Origin of the sequence: Kineococcus indalonis (genome assembly GCF_009906395.1) — a bacterium.
Taxonomy (GTDB): Bacteria; Actinomycetota; Actinomycetes; order Actinomycetales; family Kineococcaceae; genus Kineococcus; species Kineococcus indalonis.
This window is the reverse complement of record NZ_JAAALM010000036.1, coordinates 1-15,335: the sequence shown is the minus strand read 5'-3', so window position 1 is coordinate 15,335 and position 15,335 is coordinate 1. Positions and strand designations below refer to the sequence as shown.

Below are 15,335 nucleotides of genomic sequence, written 5' to 3'. Positions count from 1 at the left end.
CCCCGGCACCCTCAGCGTCTCCGCGCCGCTGACCCAGGAGCAGCAGTTCCGCCTGCTCGCCCCGCCGACCACCGCCCGGGTCACCGTGCCCGGGGGCCCGGGCACCTTCGAGTGCACCGACCTGCGCACCGGCACGCCCGGCACGGCGGCACCCGCGGCGCCCGACCCCTCCGGCGGCTACGCCGACCCGTACGCCGACCCCGCCCAGGCGCCCACCGGCGCCACCGTCACCTGCCGCGTGCCCGACGAGGTGCTCGTCTTCGCCGGGCTGTCCGCCACCCTCGACGTCACCGCCGGCTCGGCCACCGGCGTGCTGACGGTGCCCGTCACCGCCGTGCGCGGCCGCGTGGACACCGGCACCGTGTGGGTCGTCGACGGCACGGGCGCGCAGACCGAGACCGAGGTCGCCCTCGGGCTGACCGACGGCACGAACGTCGAGGTCACCGGCGGGCTCACCGAGGGCGCGCAGGTCCTGCAGTTCACCCCCGGCAGCGACCAGGTGAGCGACCCGTACGCCGGCGGCGGAGCGGTGATGTACGGCGGGGGCTACTGACGGTGAACGCCACGCTGACCCTGTCGCAGGTGAGCCGTTCGGTGGCGCTGCCCGACGGCACCACCCTGCGCATCCTCACCGGCGTCGACCTGCAGGTCGCCGCCGGCGAGCACGTCGCCGTCGTCGGCCGCTCCGGCTCGGGCAAGTCGACGCTGCTGAACATCATCGGCCTGCTCGACGCCCCCACCTCCGGGCACTACCTGCTCGACGGGCGCCCCGTGGACGGCATGTCCGCGCGGCGCACCGCCCGCCTGCGCGGGGAGACCTTCGGGTTCGTCTTCCAGCAGTTCAACCTGCTGCCCGGGCGCACCGCCACCGAGAACGTCGCCTCCCCGCTGCTGTACGCCTCCGGGCGCGAGTTCCTGCGCCGCAGGCGCACCGCGCGGGAGATGCTGGAGCGCGTGGGCCTGGGCGGGCGCCTGGACACCATGCCCGAGAAGCTCTCCGGCGGCGAGCAGCAGCGCGTGGCCCTGGCCCGCAGCCTGGTGCGACGCCCGCGCGTGCTGCTGGCCGACGAGCCCACCGGCGCGCTGGACGTCGACACCGGCTCGGCGGTGATGGACGTGCTGGAGGAGCTCGTGCGCCGCGAGGGCACCACCCTGGTCACCATCACCCACGACCTGTCGGTGGCCGCGCGCGCCGACCGGCAGTTCCGCCTCGACCACGGCGTGCTCAGCGAGATCACCGGCGACGCCGTCGCCGCGGCCACCGCGCACCGGGAGACGCTGTGATGGGCCGCTGGCTGCTGGGCCCGGTCGCCGCGGTCACCGAGGCGTGGGGCGAGGTGCGCGTGCACCGCACCCGCGTGGTGCTCTCCCTGGTCGGCGTCTTCCTCGCCGTGTTCGCGATGACCACCATCACGGCCGCGGGCAACATGGGCCGCCAGCTCATGGTGGAGAGCACCGAGCGCACCTCGGGGCGCTCGGCGACGCTGCAGGTGTCGGCCTACCCGAACGGCGCCCCCACCCTGCAGGGCACCGAGCGGGCCTCGCAGGTGCTGCGCGAGGCCGCCGAGCGGCACGAGGTCGCCTGGTGGGGGTTCGTCTCGCAGGGCTCGGGGCAGGTGACGGTGCGCTTCCCCACCGGCGCGCAGGTCGTCCCGTTCTCCTACGTCGACCCCAGCTACGGCACCATGCACCGCGCGGTCACCGACCAGGGCCGCTTCCTCACCGCCGCCGACGACCAGGCCTTCTCCCCGCGCCTGGTGGTCAACCGCGCCTTCGCCGACCTGCTCGGCGGCTTCGACGAGCGCACCCCGACGACCGTCGTGCTCGGCGGCGACCGGCCCGTGACGGCCACGGTCGTCGGCGTCATGGAGGTGCCCTACTCCGACGGCACGACGCCCGGCGCCTACGCGCTGAACTCCGCCGCGCAGTCGTGGGGGCTGGTGGACACGGCGATGAGCGGACCGCCCGCCCTGGAGCTGTGGGTGCCCGACGCGGACGCCGAGGCCTTCACGGCCGCCCTGCAGTCGGAGGTGCAGGCGGCCCTGCCGGGGTACTCGGTGAGCGCCTACCGCTCCGACGCCGGCGAGGAGCTGCGGGTCGTCGACCTCGTCCTGGCCTACGGCGTGCGCGGGGTGGGCGTCTTCGCCCTGGTGCTCGGCGGCATCGGCGTGCTCAACGTCGGGCTGGTCACGGTGCGCCAGCGCATCCGCGAGATCGGCGTGCGCCGCAGCTTCGGCGCCACCGGCGGGCGGGTGTTCTTCGCCGTGCTGCTGGAGAGCGTGGCGGCCACCTTCGTCGCCGGCGTGCTGGCGGTGGCCCTGTCGGTGGCCCTGCTCTCCTACGCGCCCGAGCTGCTGGCCTCGCTGCTGCCCGCGGGGGCGCCCCTGCAGGACGTGCCGCCCTTCCCCGTCTCGGCCGCGGTCGAGGGCCTGGTGGCCGCCACCGCGGTGGGGGCGCTGGCCGGGGTGGTGCCGGCGACCGTGGCGGTGCGCGCGAAGGTCATCGACGCGATCCGCTACTGAGGACCTGCCGCCCCGCGCGTGCGGGGCCCGGCGGTGCCGTGCACCGCCGGGCCCCGGCGCGCGGGTGCCTCAGTGGCGGGTGGCCAGGTACGCCAGCAGGTCCTGGCGGGTGATGACGCCGCTGGGCTTGCCGTCCTCGACGACGACCGCGGCGTCGGCGCGGGCGAGCACCTCGCGCGCCTCCTCCACCGACTGCCCCCCGCCCACCAGCGGCAGCGCCGGGCCCAGGTGCGAGGAGACGGCGTCGGACATCTTCGCCGCACCGGTGAACAGCCGGTCCAGCAGGTCCCGCTCGGTGACCGCGCCGGCGATCTCGCCGGCCATGACGGGCGGCTCGGCGCCCACGACAGGCAGCTGCGAGACGCCGAACTCGCGCATGATCTCGATGACGTCGTGCACCGTCTCGGAGGGGTGCGTGTGCACCAGCGCGGGCAGGCCCGCGGACTTCGAGCGCAGCACGTCCCCGGCGGTGCCGCCCTCGGAGGGGTCCAGGAAGCCGTAGGAGGCCATCCAGTCGTCGTTGAAGATCTTGCCGAGGTAGCCGCGGCCGCCGTCGGGCAGCAGCACCACCACGACGTCGTCCGGGCCGAGGCGCTCGGCCACCCGCAGGGCGCCCACGACGGCCATGCCGCACGAGCCGCCCACCAGCAGGCCCTCCTCGCGGGCCAGGCGGCGCGTCATCTCGAAGGAGTCCGCGTCGGAGACGGCGACGATCTCGTCGGGGATCGAGGGGTCGTACGCGCTGGGCCAGAAGTCCTCGCCCACGCCCTCCACCAGGTAGGGGCGGCCGGTGCCGCCGGAGTACACCGAGCCCTCCGGGTCGACCCCGACGACCTTCACCGGGCCCTGCTCCTTGAGGTAGCGGCCGGTGCCGGTGATCGTGCCGCCGGTGCCCACGCCGGTGACGAAGTGGGTGACCCTCCCCTCGGTGTCCGCCCAGATCTCCGGGCCGGTGCTCTCGTAGTGGCTCAGCGGGCCGTTGACGTTGGCGTACTGGTTGGGCTTCCAGGCGCCCTCGATCTCGCGCACGAGGCGGTCGGAGACCGAGTAGTACGACTGCGGGTCCTCCGGCGGCACCGCCGTGGGGCACACCACGACCTCCGCGCCGTACGCCTTGAGCACGTTGCGCTTGTCCACGCCGACCTTGTCGGGGCACACGAACACGCACTTGTAGCCGCGCTGCTGCGCCACCAGGGCCAGCCCGACGCCGGTGTTGCCGCTGGTGGGCTCCACGATCGTGCCGCCCGGCTTCAGCGCGCCCTCGGCCTCGGCGGCCTCCACCATCCGCAGGGCGATGCGGTCCTTCACCGAGCCGCCGGGGTTGAGGTACTCGACCTTGGCCAGGACGGTGCAGGACAGCCCCTCGGTGACGCGGTGGAGCTTGACGAGCGGTGTCCCGCCCACGAGGTCGACGACGGACTCGGCGTAGCGCATGGGTCCATCCTCCCCCACGGCGCTCACAGCCCGCGGCGCAGCTCCAGCACCAGGCGCAGGGCGGCGGCGAGCGCGGCGTCGTCGCCGTGGGCGAGCACGTCGGCGCCGGTGACGGCGAGCTGGTCGCCCACGCCGTGCAGCGCCAGGGCGGGCAGCGGCCGGCGCGGGCGGCCCTCGGCGTCGGCGGCCAGGTCGGCCAGGGCCTGCGCGGTGCGGCGCACCAGCTCCGCGCGCGGGGCGCCGGCGCCCTCGCGGGTGCGCTCCAGCTGGGACAGGGCGGTGGAGCGCACCCGGTCGGCCTGCACGGCCAGGACGCGCGCGAGCTCGGCGCGCACGGCCGCGGGGGCCGGCGCGCCGAGCTCGTCGGGGGTGTGCTGCGTGCTCAGTCGTCGCCGCGCAGGATGGCGACGAGGCGCAGGATCTCCAGGTACAGCCACACCAGGGTGACCACGAGCCCGAAGGCCGCGCGCCAGGACTCCTTGACGGGCAGGCCGTTGCGCACGCCCTGCTCCACGTAGTCGAAGTCCAGCACGAGGAACAGCGAGGCCAGCACGACGCCGAAGCCGCTGACCAGCACCGGCAGCAGGCCGCCGGCGGAGTAGACGCTCGTGCCGCCGAAGGCGGCGAACGCCAGGTTGACCAGGCCGAAGACCAGGTAGCCCAGGCCCGCGATGGTCAGGACCTTGGTGAAGCGCGGGCTGTTGCGGATCACGCCGGTCTTGTAGGCGATCAGCATGGCCGCGAAGGCGCCCAGCGTGCCCAGCACGGCCTGGCCGACGATGCCGTCGTAGAGGGAGGAGTAGGCGTGGGAGATGGCCCCCACGAACACGCCCTCCACGGCCGCGTAGGCGAACATCACGCCGGGGCGGACCTTCTTGGACAGCTGCGCCCACATGGCCAGCACGAAGCCGACCAGCGCGGCGCCGATGGCCAGCAGCAGCCCCACGTTCGCGAACCAGGCGGCCGCCGCGCCGAGCACGAGGACACCGCCCAGCAGCGCGGTGCGCACCACGACGTCGTCCAGCGTCATCCGCCGGGACTGCGTGGGCGTGGCGGAGGGCTTGCGGTACCACTCCTCCAGCGTGCTCGCGGAGGCGTCCGCCGGGGGCGCGCCGCGCCCCGAGGACGGGGCGTCGAACGTGGCGTAGCCACCGCTCTTGAACTCGTTGCTCCGGGCGAAGACCGGGTTCTTGCTCTGCATGGCTCCCTCCTGGAAGCGAGTCGTTGCCGGTGCAACGCGCGCGGGGCGGCGCTGGTTCCCGGAGCCCCCGGCGACCTCGCCGGGGGCTCCCGCGGTACCCGGGACGGGACTCGAACCCGCACGCCGCGAACGGCCCGGGGGTTTAAGCCCCGTGCGCCTGCCAGTTACGCCACCCGGGCGGGACCACGAGCGACAGGGTAGCCAGCGCCCGGGGCGCTCAGCCGCCGCCGGTCCCGGCCAGGCGCGCCGCGCGGGCCGCGCGGGCCACGACCTCGTCGAGCATGGGCGCGGTCAGCCGGCGCGTGGAGGTGTTCTGCTGGCTGACGTGGTAGCTGCCCAGCAGGCGCACCGGCCCGGCCGGTCCGCCCAGCTCCGCCTCGGCGCCGTGCCCGAAGCGCGGCTGCGGGCGCGGCACCGCCCAGCCGGCGCGCCGGGCCGCCGCCAGCGCCGCCGCCCAGGCGAAGGCGCCCAGCGCCAGCACGGCGCGCACGTGCGGGGCCACCAGCGCCAGCTCCGCGTCCAGCCAGCCGGCGCAGGTGTCGCGCTCGTCCGTGCTGGGCCTGTTGTCCGGCGGCGCGCAGCGCACCGGGGCCACGATGCGGGTGCCGATCAGCTCCAGCCCGTCGGCGGCGTGCACGGAGGTGGCCTGCGAGGCCAGGCCCGCGCGGTGCAGCGCGGCGACGATCCAGTCCCCGGAGCGGTCCCCGGTGAACATCCGGCCCGTGCGGTTGCCGCCGTGGGCGGCCGGCGCCAGCCCCACCACGAGCACCCGCGGCTCGGCCACGCCCAGGCTGGGCACCGGCCGGCCCCAGTACGGCTCGCCGCGGTACGCGCGCCGCTTGGCGGCGGCGACCTCCTCGCGCCAGGCGACCAGCCGCGGGCACGCCCGGCACACGCAGGAGCGGGCCACGACCCGCGCGGGCGAGCCGGCACCGGCGGCCAGCTCGCGCACCTGCCGCGCGTCGTGCGCCACGGGCGTGCCCGCCGGCGAGGGGTCCCCCGGCCAGCCCGTGCCGGGCGGCACGGGCGAGGGGGACGGCACCCCGGTGGCCGGGTGCGGCAGCGGGACGCCCGCGGCTCCCCCGCCGGTGGTTCCCGCGCCGGGCGCGCGCCCGCCGGTCGCGCTCAGCGGGCGACGTCCACGGCGAGGTTGTCGAGCAGCTCGCCGTAGATGCGGTCCAGACCGCGCGGGGCGAAGGTGCGCTCGAAGAAGCCGCCGACACCGCCGGCGCCCTGCCACTCGCTGGTCACCACGACCTCCGCGGCGTCGGGGCCGTCCTCCTCCACCCGCCAGGTCGTCACCAGCGAGGAGTTGCGGTCGGTCTCCACCAGGGCGTGGCGGTCGGTGGCGGTGACGTCGGCGAGCACGTCGCGCACGCGCTTCTTCGTGGCGTGCAGCTTCCAGCGCACCTGCGTGCCGGGGCCCTGGCCCCCCGAGAGCACCTCGTAGTCGGTGAACTGCCCCGGCAGCAGCCGCGGGCGGGTGCCGCTGTAGTCGGCGAGGGCGGCCAGGACCCGGTCGGCGGGGGCGTCGATGCGCCGGGTGGTCGTCGCGCTGACGGTGCTCATGCGGCAAGCCTGCCAGCGCCGCGGCGGGGCCCGCACGGCGGGCGCACCGGTGGCACCGCACCGGGTACGTGCGGTGCGTCACACCGCGCGACGGGCGCGGGGGCGCCGCCGGGTGCGCGCGGGCGCGCTCAGCGCAGCCGCTCGGCCGCGGAGAAGGCGGTGCCGTCGAGGATGTCGTGCTCGCTGGTGACGACCTCGTCCACGCCGGCGACCTCGGCGAGGTGCTCCAGCACCGTGCGCCACACCAGCGCCCCGGCCCCGATGACGTCCACCCGGCCCGGGTGCAGGAACGGCATCGCGGCCCGCTGCGCGCGCGGCGCGCCCAGCAGCGCGTCGCACGCGGCGCGCACCCGCTGCAGCGGCAGCCGCGCGCCGTGCACGGCGCCGGAGCGGTACTCGGGCAGGTCCAGGGCGGCGGCGGTGATCGTGGTGATCGAGCCGGCCACGCCCACCAGGGTGCGGGTGCGCGCCAGCGGCACCTCGCGCTCCACGGCGCCCAGGGCCGCGAGCACGTCCTCGCGCGCGGCGGCGACCTCCCGCGCGGCGGGCGGGTCCGAGCGCAGGTGCCGCTCGGTCAGGCGCACCGAGCCCACGTCCACCGACAGCGCGGCCGAGGGCTCGCGCTCGCCCAGGACGAACTCGGTGGACCCCCCGCCCAGGTCCACCACGAGGAACGGCGCCGGGTGCTCGCCGAGCAGCTCGCGGGTGGCGCCGGTGAAGCTCAGCCGGGCCTCCTCGGCGCCGGTGACCACCTCGGGGTCCACGCCGAGGCGCTGGCGCACCCCGGCGGTGAACTCCTCGCGGTTGGAGGCGTCGCGGGAGGCGGAGGTCGCCACGAAGCGCACCGCGCCGGGGGCCACGCCGTGCCGGCGGCAGGCGGCGGCGGCCTCGTCCACGGCGGCCAGGGTGCGCTGCAGCGCCTCGGGCGCGAAGGCGCCGGTGGCGTCCACGCCCTGCCCCAGGCGCACGATCCGCATCGTGCGCTCCACGTCCACCAGGGTGCCCGCGGCCGTGTCGACGTCGGCCACCAGCAGGCGCAGCGAGTTGGTGCCGCAGTCCACCGCGGCGACGCGCTGCACGCTCACGCGGGCGCACCGCCGTGCTCGTGCGGGTGCTCGGGCAGCCCGGCGTGCGGGCAGGTGGCCGGCCAGCCGCCGAGCTCGCGCAGGCGCTGCAGCGTCTCGTCGCCCAGCGGGTTCACGCCCGGCCCGGCGGCCAGGGCGTGCCCGGCCAGGGCGTGCAGGCACTTCACGCGGGTGGGCATCCCGCCGGCGGAGACCCCGGCGATCTCGGGCACGTCGGCGTCGCCCAGGGCGGCGCGCCGGCGCAGGTAGTCCTCGTGGGCGGCGGCGTGGGCGGCGGCCAGCTCCGGGTCGGCGGCGAGGCGCTCGGTCATCTCCCGCATGAGGCCGGCGGCCTCCAGGGTGCTGATCGCGGACGCCGCGAACGGGTCGACGAGGTAGTACGTCGTGGGGAAGGGCGTGCCGTCGGGCAGCCGGGGCGCGGTCTCGACGACCTCCGGGCGCCCGCAGGAGCAGCGGTGCGCGATGCCGAGCACGCCGCGCGGCACCCGGCCGAGCAGTTCGGCGATGCCGGCCAGGTCGGCGGCGCTCGGCTCGTCGCGGCCCGCGGGCGCGCGGGCGCCGCCGGCGGGGACGGGGGTGCCCCCGGCGTCGGCGGGACCGGTGCTCGTGGGGCCGGTGGCGGGGCTGCTCATCGTCCTGTTCCGCTGCTGTGCAAGGGGTCGGGCAGGTCCGTCAGCCCGGGGGTGGTGGCGTCCTCCGCGCCCGGCGTGGCGGCCACGCGCAGGGACTCCCAGATGTTCTCGTACCAGGCGGCGGACGACCTCGGCACCGCGGCGGCCGCGTGCGCCGGGGCCACCGCGTCGGTGCCCTCGCCGCCGTCGACGGCGTAGGGGGTCTCCCCGGGCAGCACGTACTGCAGGCGGCTGCGCGCCTGCGTCATGACGTACTGGTCGTCCTGCCAGCGCGCGACCTGCTCGCGGGCGGCGTCCAGGTCCTCGCGCTGCTGGCTGATCTGCGCCTCCAGGCGCCCGATCTCCGAGCGCTGCTCCAGCCACTTCTGCCAGCTGGGCAGCAGGAAGACGGCCAGCACCAGCACCAGGGCGCTGAGGACCAGGGCCCGCGGGCCGCGGGTGCGCCGCCGGTCGGAGGCGGAGGCGGTGGCGGCGCTGCGCCCGCGCGCCGCGGCGGCCGGCCGGGTGGAGGGCCGGGCCGCCGCCGGGCGCGGGGTGCGGGAGGCGCCGGGGCCGCGGCCGGTACCGGCGCCGCGCCCCGCACCGCCCGCCGTGCGGCGGGCGGTGCGGGGCGCGGTGGGACGACGCGACGCCATGGGTCCAGCTTCTCCCGCGATCGGGCCGCGACGCGTCAGGCGCGCCCGGTGGTGCGGGCCGCGCGCGGGAAGGCGGAGGCGCCGGCGTAGCGGCCGGCGTCGTCCAGCTCCTCCTCGATGCGCAGCAGCTGGTTGTACTTCGCCACGCGCTCGGAGCGCGCCGGCGCACCGGTCTTGATCTGGCCGGAACCCACCGCGACGGCCAGGTCGGCGATGGTGGTGTCCTCGGTCTCGCCGGAGCGGTGGCTCATCATCGTGGTGAACCCGTTGCGGTGCGCCAGGTCCACGGCGTCGAGGGTCTCGGTGAGCGAGCCGATCTGGTTGACCTTCACCAGCATCGAGTTGCCCGCCGAGGAGTCGATGCCCTTGCGCAGGCGCTCGGGGTTGGTGACGAACAAGTCGTCGCCGACGAGCTGCACCTTGTCGCCCAGGGCGCTGGTGATGTGCTGCCAGCCGGCCCAGTCGTCCTCGCCCAGCGGGTCCTCGATGGAGACCAGCGGGTACTCCGAGACCAGGCCCTCGTAGTAGCCGGTCATCCACTCCGCGGAGCGGTTGGAGCCCTCGAAGGAGTACTGGCCGTCGGCGAAGAACTCCGTGGCCGCCACGTCCAGGGCCAGCGCGATGTCGCTGCCGAGGGTGAACCCGGCCTTCTGCACGGCCTCGGCGATCAGGTCCAGGGCGTCCTTGTTGCTGGGCAGGTCGGGGGCGAAACCGCCCTCGTCGCCCAGGCCGGTGGACAGGCCGCGCTGCTTGAGCACGGACTTCAGCGAGTGGTAGGTCTCCGCGCCCCAGCGCAGCGCCTCGCGGAAGGAGGCCGCCCCCACGGGGGCGATCATGAACTCCTGGATCGCGACGCCGGTGTCGGCGTGGGCGCCGCCGTTGACGATGTTCATCATCGGCACCGGCAGCAGGTGGGCGTTGGGGCCGCCCAGGTAGCGGAACAGCGGCAGGTCGGCCGAGGCCGCGGCGGCCTTGGCCACGGCCAGGGAGACGCCCAGGACGGCGTTGGCGCCCAGGCGGCCCTTGTTGGGGGTCCCGTCCAGGTCGAGCATCGCCTGGTCGACGATCCGCTGCTCGTGGGCGTCGTGGCCGACGAGGGCGGGGCCGATCTCCTCGATGACGGCCTCGACGGCCTGCTCCACGCCCTTGCCCAGGTAGCGGCCCTTGTCGCCGTCGCGACGCTCGACGGCCTCGTGCGCACCGGTGGACGCGCCCGAGGGCACGGCCGCGCGGGCGAAGGTGCCGTCGTCGAGGAGGACCTCGACCTCGACGGTGGGGTTGCCGCGGGAATCCAGGATCTCGCGAGCTCCGACGGCCTCGATGGTGGCCACGCGCACTCCTACTGCTCGGCTGTCCGCTGTTCGGTCGGCCCGAGCCTAGCGGGAGCCCTCGCGCTCACCCCGAGAGCGTCTGCCACCCCAGCCTGCCGGCGCCCACCAGGCCCGAGGCGCGCGGCAGCCGGGAGGTGCTGAGGCGCACGTCGGCCAGGTGCGGGTAGACCGCCATCTCCGCGTACGCCGCCCGCAGCGGCGCCATGAGCACCTCCCCGGAGGCGGCCACGCCCCCGCCGACGACGACGTCGCTGAGGTCGAACAGCGCCGCGGCGGACAGGAACGCCGAGGCCAGCGCGCGGGTACCGGCGGCGATCACCTCCACCGCCACGCGCTCGCCCGCGGCGGCGTCGGCGGTCAGCGCCCTCGCGTCGGCGCCGGGCTCGCCGGCGCGCCAGCCGCGCGCCCGCGCCGCGCGCACCATCGCCGGGCCGCTGGCGTAGGACTCCACGACCCCCAGGGCGCCGGAGCCGGGCAGTCGCTCGCCGTCGAGCACGACGCCGACGTGGCTGATGAAGCCGGCGTTGCCGCTGCGGCCGGTCAGCAGGCGCCCGTCGAGCACGACCCCGCCGCCGACGCCGGTGGAGACCACGACGCCGAGCACGGCCGGGGCGCCGGCGGCCGCGCCGATCCACTGCTCGGCGGCGGCGAAGCACTGCCCGTCCTGGGCCAGGGCGGCGTGCGCGCGCCGGCCGAGCGCGCGCCCGGCGCGGGCGGCGACGGTCTGCACGAGCGGGAAGCCGCGCAGGGAGGGGATGTTCACCGGGTGCACCGTGCCGGCGGCGGCGTCCACGGGCCCGGCGGAGCCGATGCCGACCACCTCGGCGACGTCGGCGACCTGCACGCCGGCCGCGGGCGCGTCGGCGAGCACGCCGTCCACCAGGCCCTCCAGCGCGGCGCCGACCGCGGCGGCGTCGGCGGCGTCGGTGGGCACCTCCCGCGCGGCGCGCACCTCGCCGGTGCGCGAGACCAGACCGGCGGCGATCTTGGTGCCGCCGATGTCCAGGGCCAGCACGTGCGTCGTCGTCACGGCCGGGACCCTACTGGGCCGGTTCAGCTCCCCGGGGCCGTCCGCAGCACACCGCGTCGGCCCGGTGCGCTCAGGCGCGCGCGGCGCCGCCCTCGCGCTCGCGCGCGGCGCGCTCCAGGCGCCGGGTCGCCGTGCGCAGCGCCGCCTCCGGGTCCACCCCGGCGGCGTGCGCGGCGCGCACCAGCTCCAGCAGCCGCTCGCCCACCGCCTCCTCGTCCAGCCGCTCCCCCACCGCCTCCTCGCCAGGCCGCCCCCCGGCCGGCTCGGCCAGGCCCGCGCGCTGCAGGCGCCCGAGGACCTTGTCGGCGCGGGCCAGCGCCGGCAGCTGCAGCGGGATGCCGTCCAGGACCGACGCGCGCGGCTTCTCGGTGGCCTTGATGGCGTCCCAGCGCGCCTGCAGGTCCTCCGCGGCGACCTCGCCGTCGAAGACGTGCGGGTGCCGGCGCACCAGCTTGGCGACGATCGCCGCGGCCACGTCGTCGACGTCGAAGCCCTCCGCGGGGTCCTCGGCGGCCACCCGGGCGTGGAAGACCACCTGCAGCAGCAGGTCGCCCAGCTCGTCGCGCAGCTCCTCGCGGGTGCCGTTCTCCACCGCGTCGACGACCTCGTAGCTCTCCTCCACCAGGTACCGCAGCAGCGAGGCGTGCGTCTGCCGCGCGTCCCACGGGCAGCCGCCCGGCGAGCGCAGGCGGTCCATGACGGCGACGAGGTCGAGCAGCTTCGAGCCGGTCGGGGCGGTGCCGGTCGGGGCGGTGCCGGTCGGGGCGGTGCTGGCGGGGGCGTCGCTCACCCGCGGCACGCTACCCGCGCCCGCTCCCCGCGCCCGGTGCCCCGCCCGGTCGCACCGGGCCGGGGCGCCCGCAGCTGCGGGCGCCCCGGTGGCCGTCAGCGCCGGGCGCCCGCGGCGACCGCGGCCGGCTGCTCCAGCAGGACCGCGTCCACGAACTCGTGCACCCACGCCAGGACCTCCGCGTCGCGCAGCGGCTTGCCGCCGATGCGCGCGGTCATCGGCGCGGGCACCAGCGCCACCGACAGCGCCGGCTTGAGGATCGTGCCCGGGTACAGCCGCTTCAGCCGCAGCTCGCGCGACTCCGGCAGGTCGATCGGGGCGAAGCGCACCTGCTTGCCCTGCAGCGAGACCTCGCGCAGGCCCGCGCGGCGGGCGGCGGTGCGGAACTTGGCGACCTCCAGCAGGTTGAGCACCGGCTGCGGCGGGGTGCCGTAGCGGTCGGTGAGCTCGGCGTGCAGCTCCACCAGGTCGGTCTCGGAGTCGGCCGCGGCCAGGCGCCGGTAGGCCTCCAGGCGCAGGCGCTCGCTGGGCACGTAGTCGTGCGGCAGGTGCGCGTCGACCGGCAGCTCGATCTTCACCTCGGTGGGCTCGGGCTCGGCGTCGTCGTTCTGCGCGCCGGGGACCTGCCGGCGCACGTCCGCGACCGCGTCGGCGACCATGCGCATGTAGAGGTCGAAGCCGACGCCGGCGATGTGGCCGGACTGCTCCCCGCCCAGCATGTTGCCCGCGCCGCGGATCTCCAGGTCCTTCATCGCCACCGCCATGCCGGAGCCGAGGTCGGTGTGCTGGGCGATGGTGGCCAGGCGGTCGTGGGCGGTCTCGGTGAGCGGCTTCTCCGGCGGGAAGAGGAAGTAGGCGTACGCGCGCTCGCGGCCGCGCCCGACGCGCCCGCGCAGCTGGTGCAGCTGCGACAGGCCCATCGCGTCGGCGCGCTCGACGATGAGGGTGTTGGCGTTGGAGATGTCCAGGCCGGTCTCGACGATCGTGGTGCAGACCAGGACGTCGAACTTCTTCTCCCAGAAGTCCACGACGACCTGCTCCAGGCGGTGCTCGCCCATCTGCCCGTGGGCGGTGGCGATGCGCGCCTCGGGCACGAGCTCCTTCAACCGCGCGGCGGTGCGCTCGATGGACTGCACGCGGTTGTGGACGTAGAACACCTGCCCCTCGCGCAGCAGCTCGCGCCGGATGGCGGCGGCGATCTGCTTCTCCTCCTGCCCGCCGACGTAGGTGAGCACCGGGTGGCGCTCCTCGGGCGGGGTCGCCAGCGTGGACATCTCGCGGATGCCGGTGACCGCCATCTCCAGGGTGCGCGGGATGGGCGTGGCGCTCATGGCCAGCACGTCCACGTTGGTGCGCAGCGTCTTCAGGGCTTCCTTGTGCTCCACGCCGAAGCGCTGCTCCTCGTCGACGACCACGAGGCCGAGGTCCTTGAACCTCACCTCCCCGGACAGCAGCCGGTGGGTGCCGATGACGACGTCGACGGAGCCGTCGGCCAGGCCGGCGATCGTCTCCCTCGTCTCCGCCCCGGGGGTGAAGCGCGACAGCGGCTTGACCGAGACGGGGAACTGCGCGTACCGCTCGGCGAAGGTCTTGTAGTGCTGCTGCACGAGCAGCGTGGTGGGCACCAGCACGGCGACCTGCTTGCCGTCCTGCACGGCCTTGAACGCCGCGCGCAGCGCGATCTCCGTCTTGCCGTAGCCGACGTCGCCGCAGATCAGGCGGTCCATGGGGACCGGCTTCATCATGTCGGCCTTGACCTCGTCGATGCTGGCGAGCTGGTCGGGCGTCTCCACGTAGGGGAAGGCGTCCTCCAGCTCGCGCTGCCACGGGGTGTCCTGCCCGAAGGCGTGGCCCTTGGTGGCCATGCGCGCGGAGTACAGCTTGATGAGGTCGCCGGCGATCTGCTTGACGGCCCTGCGCGCCTTGGACTTGGTCTTGGCCCAGTCCGAGCCGCCCATCTTCGACAGCGCGGGGGTCTCCCCGCCGGTGTAGCGGGTGACCTGGTCGAGGGTGTCGGTGGGCACGAAGAGCCGGTCGCCGGGCTGGCCGCGCTTGCTGGAGGCGTACTCCAGCACGAGGTACTCGCGGGTGGCGCCCTGGATCGTGCGCTGCACCATCTCGACGAACCTGCCGATGCCGTGCTGCTCGTGCACGACGAAGTCGCCGGGCTGCAGGCTGAGGGGGTCCACGGCGTTGCGCCGCCGGCGCGCGGGCATGCGGCGCATGTCCTTGGTGGACTGCCCGCCCACGCCGGTGATGTCGGCCTCGGTGACCAGCGCGACCCTCAGCGCCTCGGCGACGAAGCCGTGCTCCACGCTCGCGGTGGTCACGGCCACCACGGAGGCGTCGGGGGCCTCGACGAGGTCGTCGACCAGCCGGGCGGGCACGTCCTCGCCGGAGAGCACCTCCACCAGGCGCTTGGCCGGCCCGTGCCCCTCGGTGGTGACCACGATGCGCCAGCCGCCGCCGGCCAGCTCGCGCAGGTCGGCCAGCGCCCTCTCGGTCTCGCCGCGGTAGCCGACCACGTCGCGCGCGGCCACGCGCAGCACGCGGGTGTCCTCCAGGTCGCGCAGGTCGTCGTCGGGGACCAGGGAGGTCACCGACCACCACGGCCGCCCGGTGGACCCCGCGTGCGCGCGCACCTCGGCCAGCGTCCAGAAGGAGGAGGCGCCCAGGTCGACGGGGGCCTGGCCGCCGACGGCGGCGTTCATCCAGGCCGCGTCGAGGAACTCCGCGCCGGTGGCCACGAGGTCGTGGGCGCGGGCGCGGACCTTCTCCGGCTCGGCGAGCACCACGTGGGTGCCGGCCGGCAGGACGTCCAGCAGCGGCTCCATGCCGTCCACCAGGGCGGGGGCCAGGGACTCCATGCCCTCCACCGCGATGCCCTCGGCGATCTTGGTGAGGACCTCGGCGGCCTCGGGGTGGGCATCCACCAGCGCCGCGGCCCGCGCGCGCACGTCCGGGGTCAGCAGCAGCTCGCGGCACGGCGGGGCCCACACGCCCTCCGGCTCGACCTCCAGGCTGCGCTGGTCGGCCACGGAGAAGGAGCGGACCTCGTCGACCTCGTCGCCGAAGAACTCCACGCGCAGCGGGTGCGGGCGGGTGG

General features: G+C 76.1%; 14 protein-coding genes, 1 tRNA gene and 1 pseudogene. 3 read left to right on the top strand and 13 right to left on the bottom strand.

The window, feature by feature from the left end:
- The 3 genes and pseudogenes from GTR00_RS03735 to GTR00_RS03725 all read left to right on the top strand — a co-directional run.
- Nucleotides 1-553 (top strand): annotated as a pseudogene (locus tag GTR00_RS03735) (hypothetical protein); the annotation flags it as partial.
- 29 nt (nt 554-582) lie between these two features.
- Nucleotides 583-1,284, top strand: a complete 702-nt coding sequence (locus GTR00_RS03730) for an ABC transporter ATP-binding protein (RefSeq protein ID WP_323132185.1) — start codon at nt 583-585, stop codon at nt 1,282-1,284.
- Nucleotides 1,284-2,522, top strand: coding sequence for an ABC transporter permease (locus tag GTR00_RS03725; RefSeq protein ID WP_240899347.1), 1,239 nt, complete (start codon nt 1,284-1,286; stop codon nt 2,520-2,522). The genes GTR00_RS03730 and GTR00_RS03725 overlap by 1 nt, the downstream gene beginning before the upstream one ends.
- A gap of 69 nt (nt 2,523-2,591) precedes the next feature.
- On the opposite strand, the gene GTR00_RS03720 is transcribed toward GTR00_RS03725, so the two are convergent.
- The 13 genes from GTR00_RS03720 to mfd form a co-directional block, all read right to left on the bottom strand.
- On the bottom strand, nt 2,592-3,956 hold the full coding sequence (locus GTR00_RS03720) for a cystathionine beta-synthase (protein ID WP_166610297.1): 1,365 nt from the start codon (nt 3,954-3,956) through the stop codon (nt 2,592-2,594).
- A 23-nt stretch (nt 3,957-3,979) separates the two neighbouring features.
- Nucleotides 3,980-4,291, bottom strand: a complete 312-nt coding sequence (locus tag GTR00_RS03715; RefSeq protein WP_166610296.1) for a hypothetical protein — start codon at nt 4,289-4,291, stop codon at nt 3,980-3,982.
- Between the two features lie 47 nt (nt 4,292-4,338).
- Complete coding sequence (locus GTR00_RS03710) at nt 4,339-5,157, bottom strand: Bax inhibitor-1/YccA family protein (RefSeq protein ID WP_166610295.1); 819 nt, start codon at nt 5,155-5,157, stop codon at nt 4,339-4,341.
- 95 nt (nt 5,158-5,252) lie between these two features.
- Nucleotides 5,253-5,336: transfer RNA gene (locus GTR00_RS03705), tRNA-Leu, on the bottom strand.
- Nucleotides 5,337-5,374: 38 nt separating this feature from the next.
- Complete coding sequence (locus GTR00_RS03700; protein ID WP_323132184.1) at nt 5,375-6,181, bottom strand: uracil-DNA glycosylase; 807 nt, start codon at nt 6,179-6,181, stop codon at nt 5,375-5,377.
- A gap of 101 nt (nt 6,182-6,282) precedes the next feature.
- A complete protein-coding gene (locus tag GTR00_RS03695) occupies nt 6,283-6,726 on the bottom strand; it encodes an SRPBCC family protein (RefSeq protein WP_166610294.1) in 444 nt (147 codons plus the stop codon).
- 128 nt (nt 6,727-6,854) lie between these two features.
- The gene (locus tag GTR00_RS03690) at nt 6,855-7,805 is read right to left on the bottom strand and encodes a Ppx/GppA phosphatase family protein (RefSeq protein ID WP_407659593.1); all 951 of its coding nucleotides are present in this window, start codon (nt 7,803-7,805) and stop codon (nt 6,855-6,857) included.
- Between the two features lie 2 nt (nt 7,806-7,807).
- Complete coding sequence (locus GTR00_RS03685) at nt 7,808-8,443, bottom strand: DUF501 domain-containing protein (RefSeq protein WP_166610292.1); 636 nt, start codon at nt 8,441-8,443, stop codon at nt 7,808-7,810.
- Nucleotides 8,440-9,078: an FtsB family cell division protein gene (locus tag GTR00_RS03680; RefSeq protein WP_166610291.1), complete on the bottom strand. Its 639-nt coding sequence runs from the start codon at nt 9,076-9,078 to the stop codon at nt 8,440-8,442. The genes GTR00_RS03685 and GTR00_RS03680 overlap by 4 nt, the downstream gene beginning before the upstream one ends.
- Nucleotides 9,079-9,113: 35 nt before the next feature.
- The gene (gene eno / locus GTR00_RS03675) at nt 9,114-10,409 is read right to left on the bottom strand and encodes a phosphopyruvate hydratase (RefSeq protein WP_166610290.1); all 1,296 of its coding nucleotides are present in this window, start codon (nt 10,407-10,409) and stop codon (nt 9,114-9,116) included.
- A 64-nt stretch (nt 10,410-10,473) separates the two neighbouring features.
- The gene (locus GTR00_RS03670) at nt 10,474-11,439 is read right to left on the bottom strand and encodes an ROK family protein (RefSeq protein WP_205704979.1); all 966 of its coding nucleotides are present in this window, start codon (nt 11,437-11,439) and stop codon (nt 10,474-10,476) included.
- A gap of 70 nt (nt 11,440-11,509) precedes the next feature.
- Nucleotides 11,510-12,229, bottom strand: coding sequence for a MazG family protein (locus tag GTR00_RS03665; protein WP_323132183.1), 720 nt, complete (start codon nt 12,227-12,229; stop codon nt 11,510-11,512).
- Nucleotides 12,230-12,324: 95 nt separating this feature from the next.
- Nucleotides 12,325-15,335 (bottom strand): transcription-repair coupling factor (mfd, locus tag GTR00_RS03660; protein ID WP_166610289.1); only part of this gene is annotated, 3,011 nt, incomplete at its 5' end.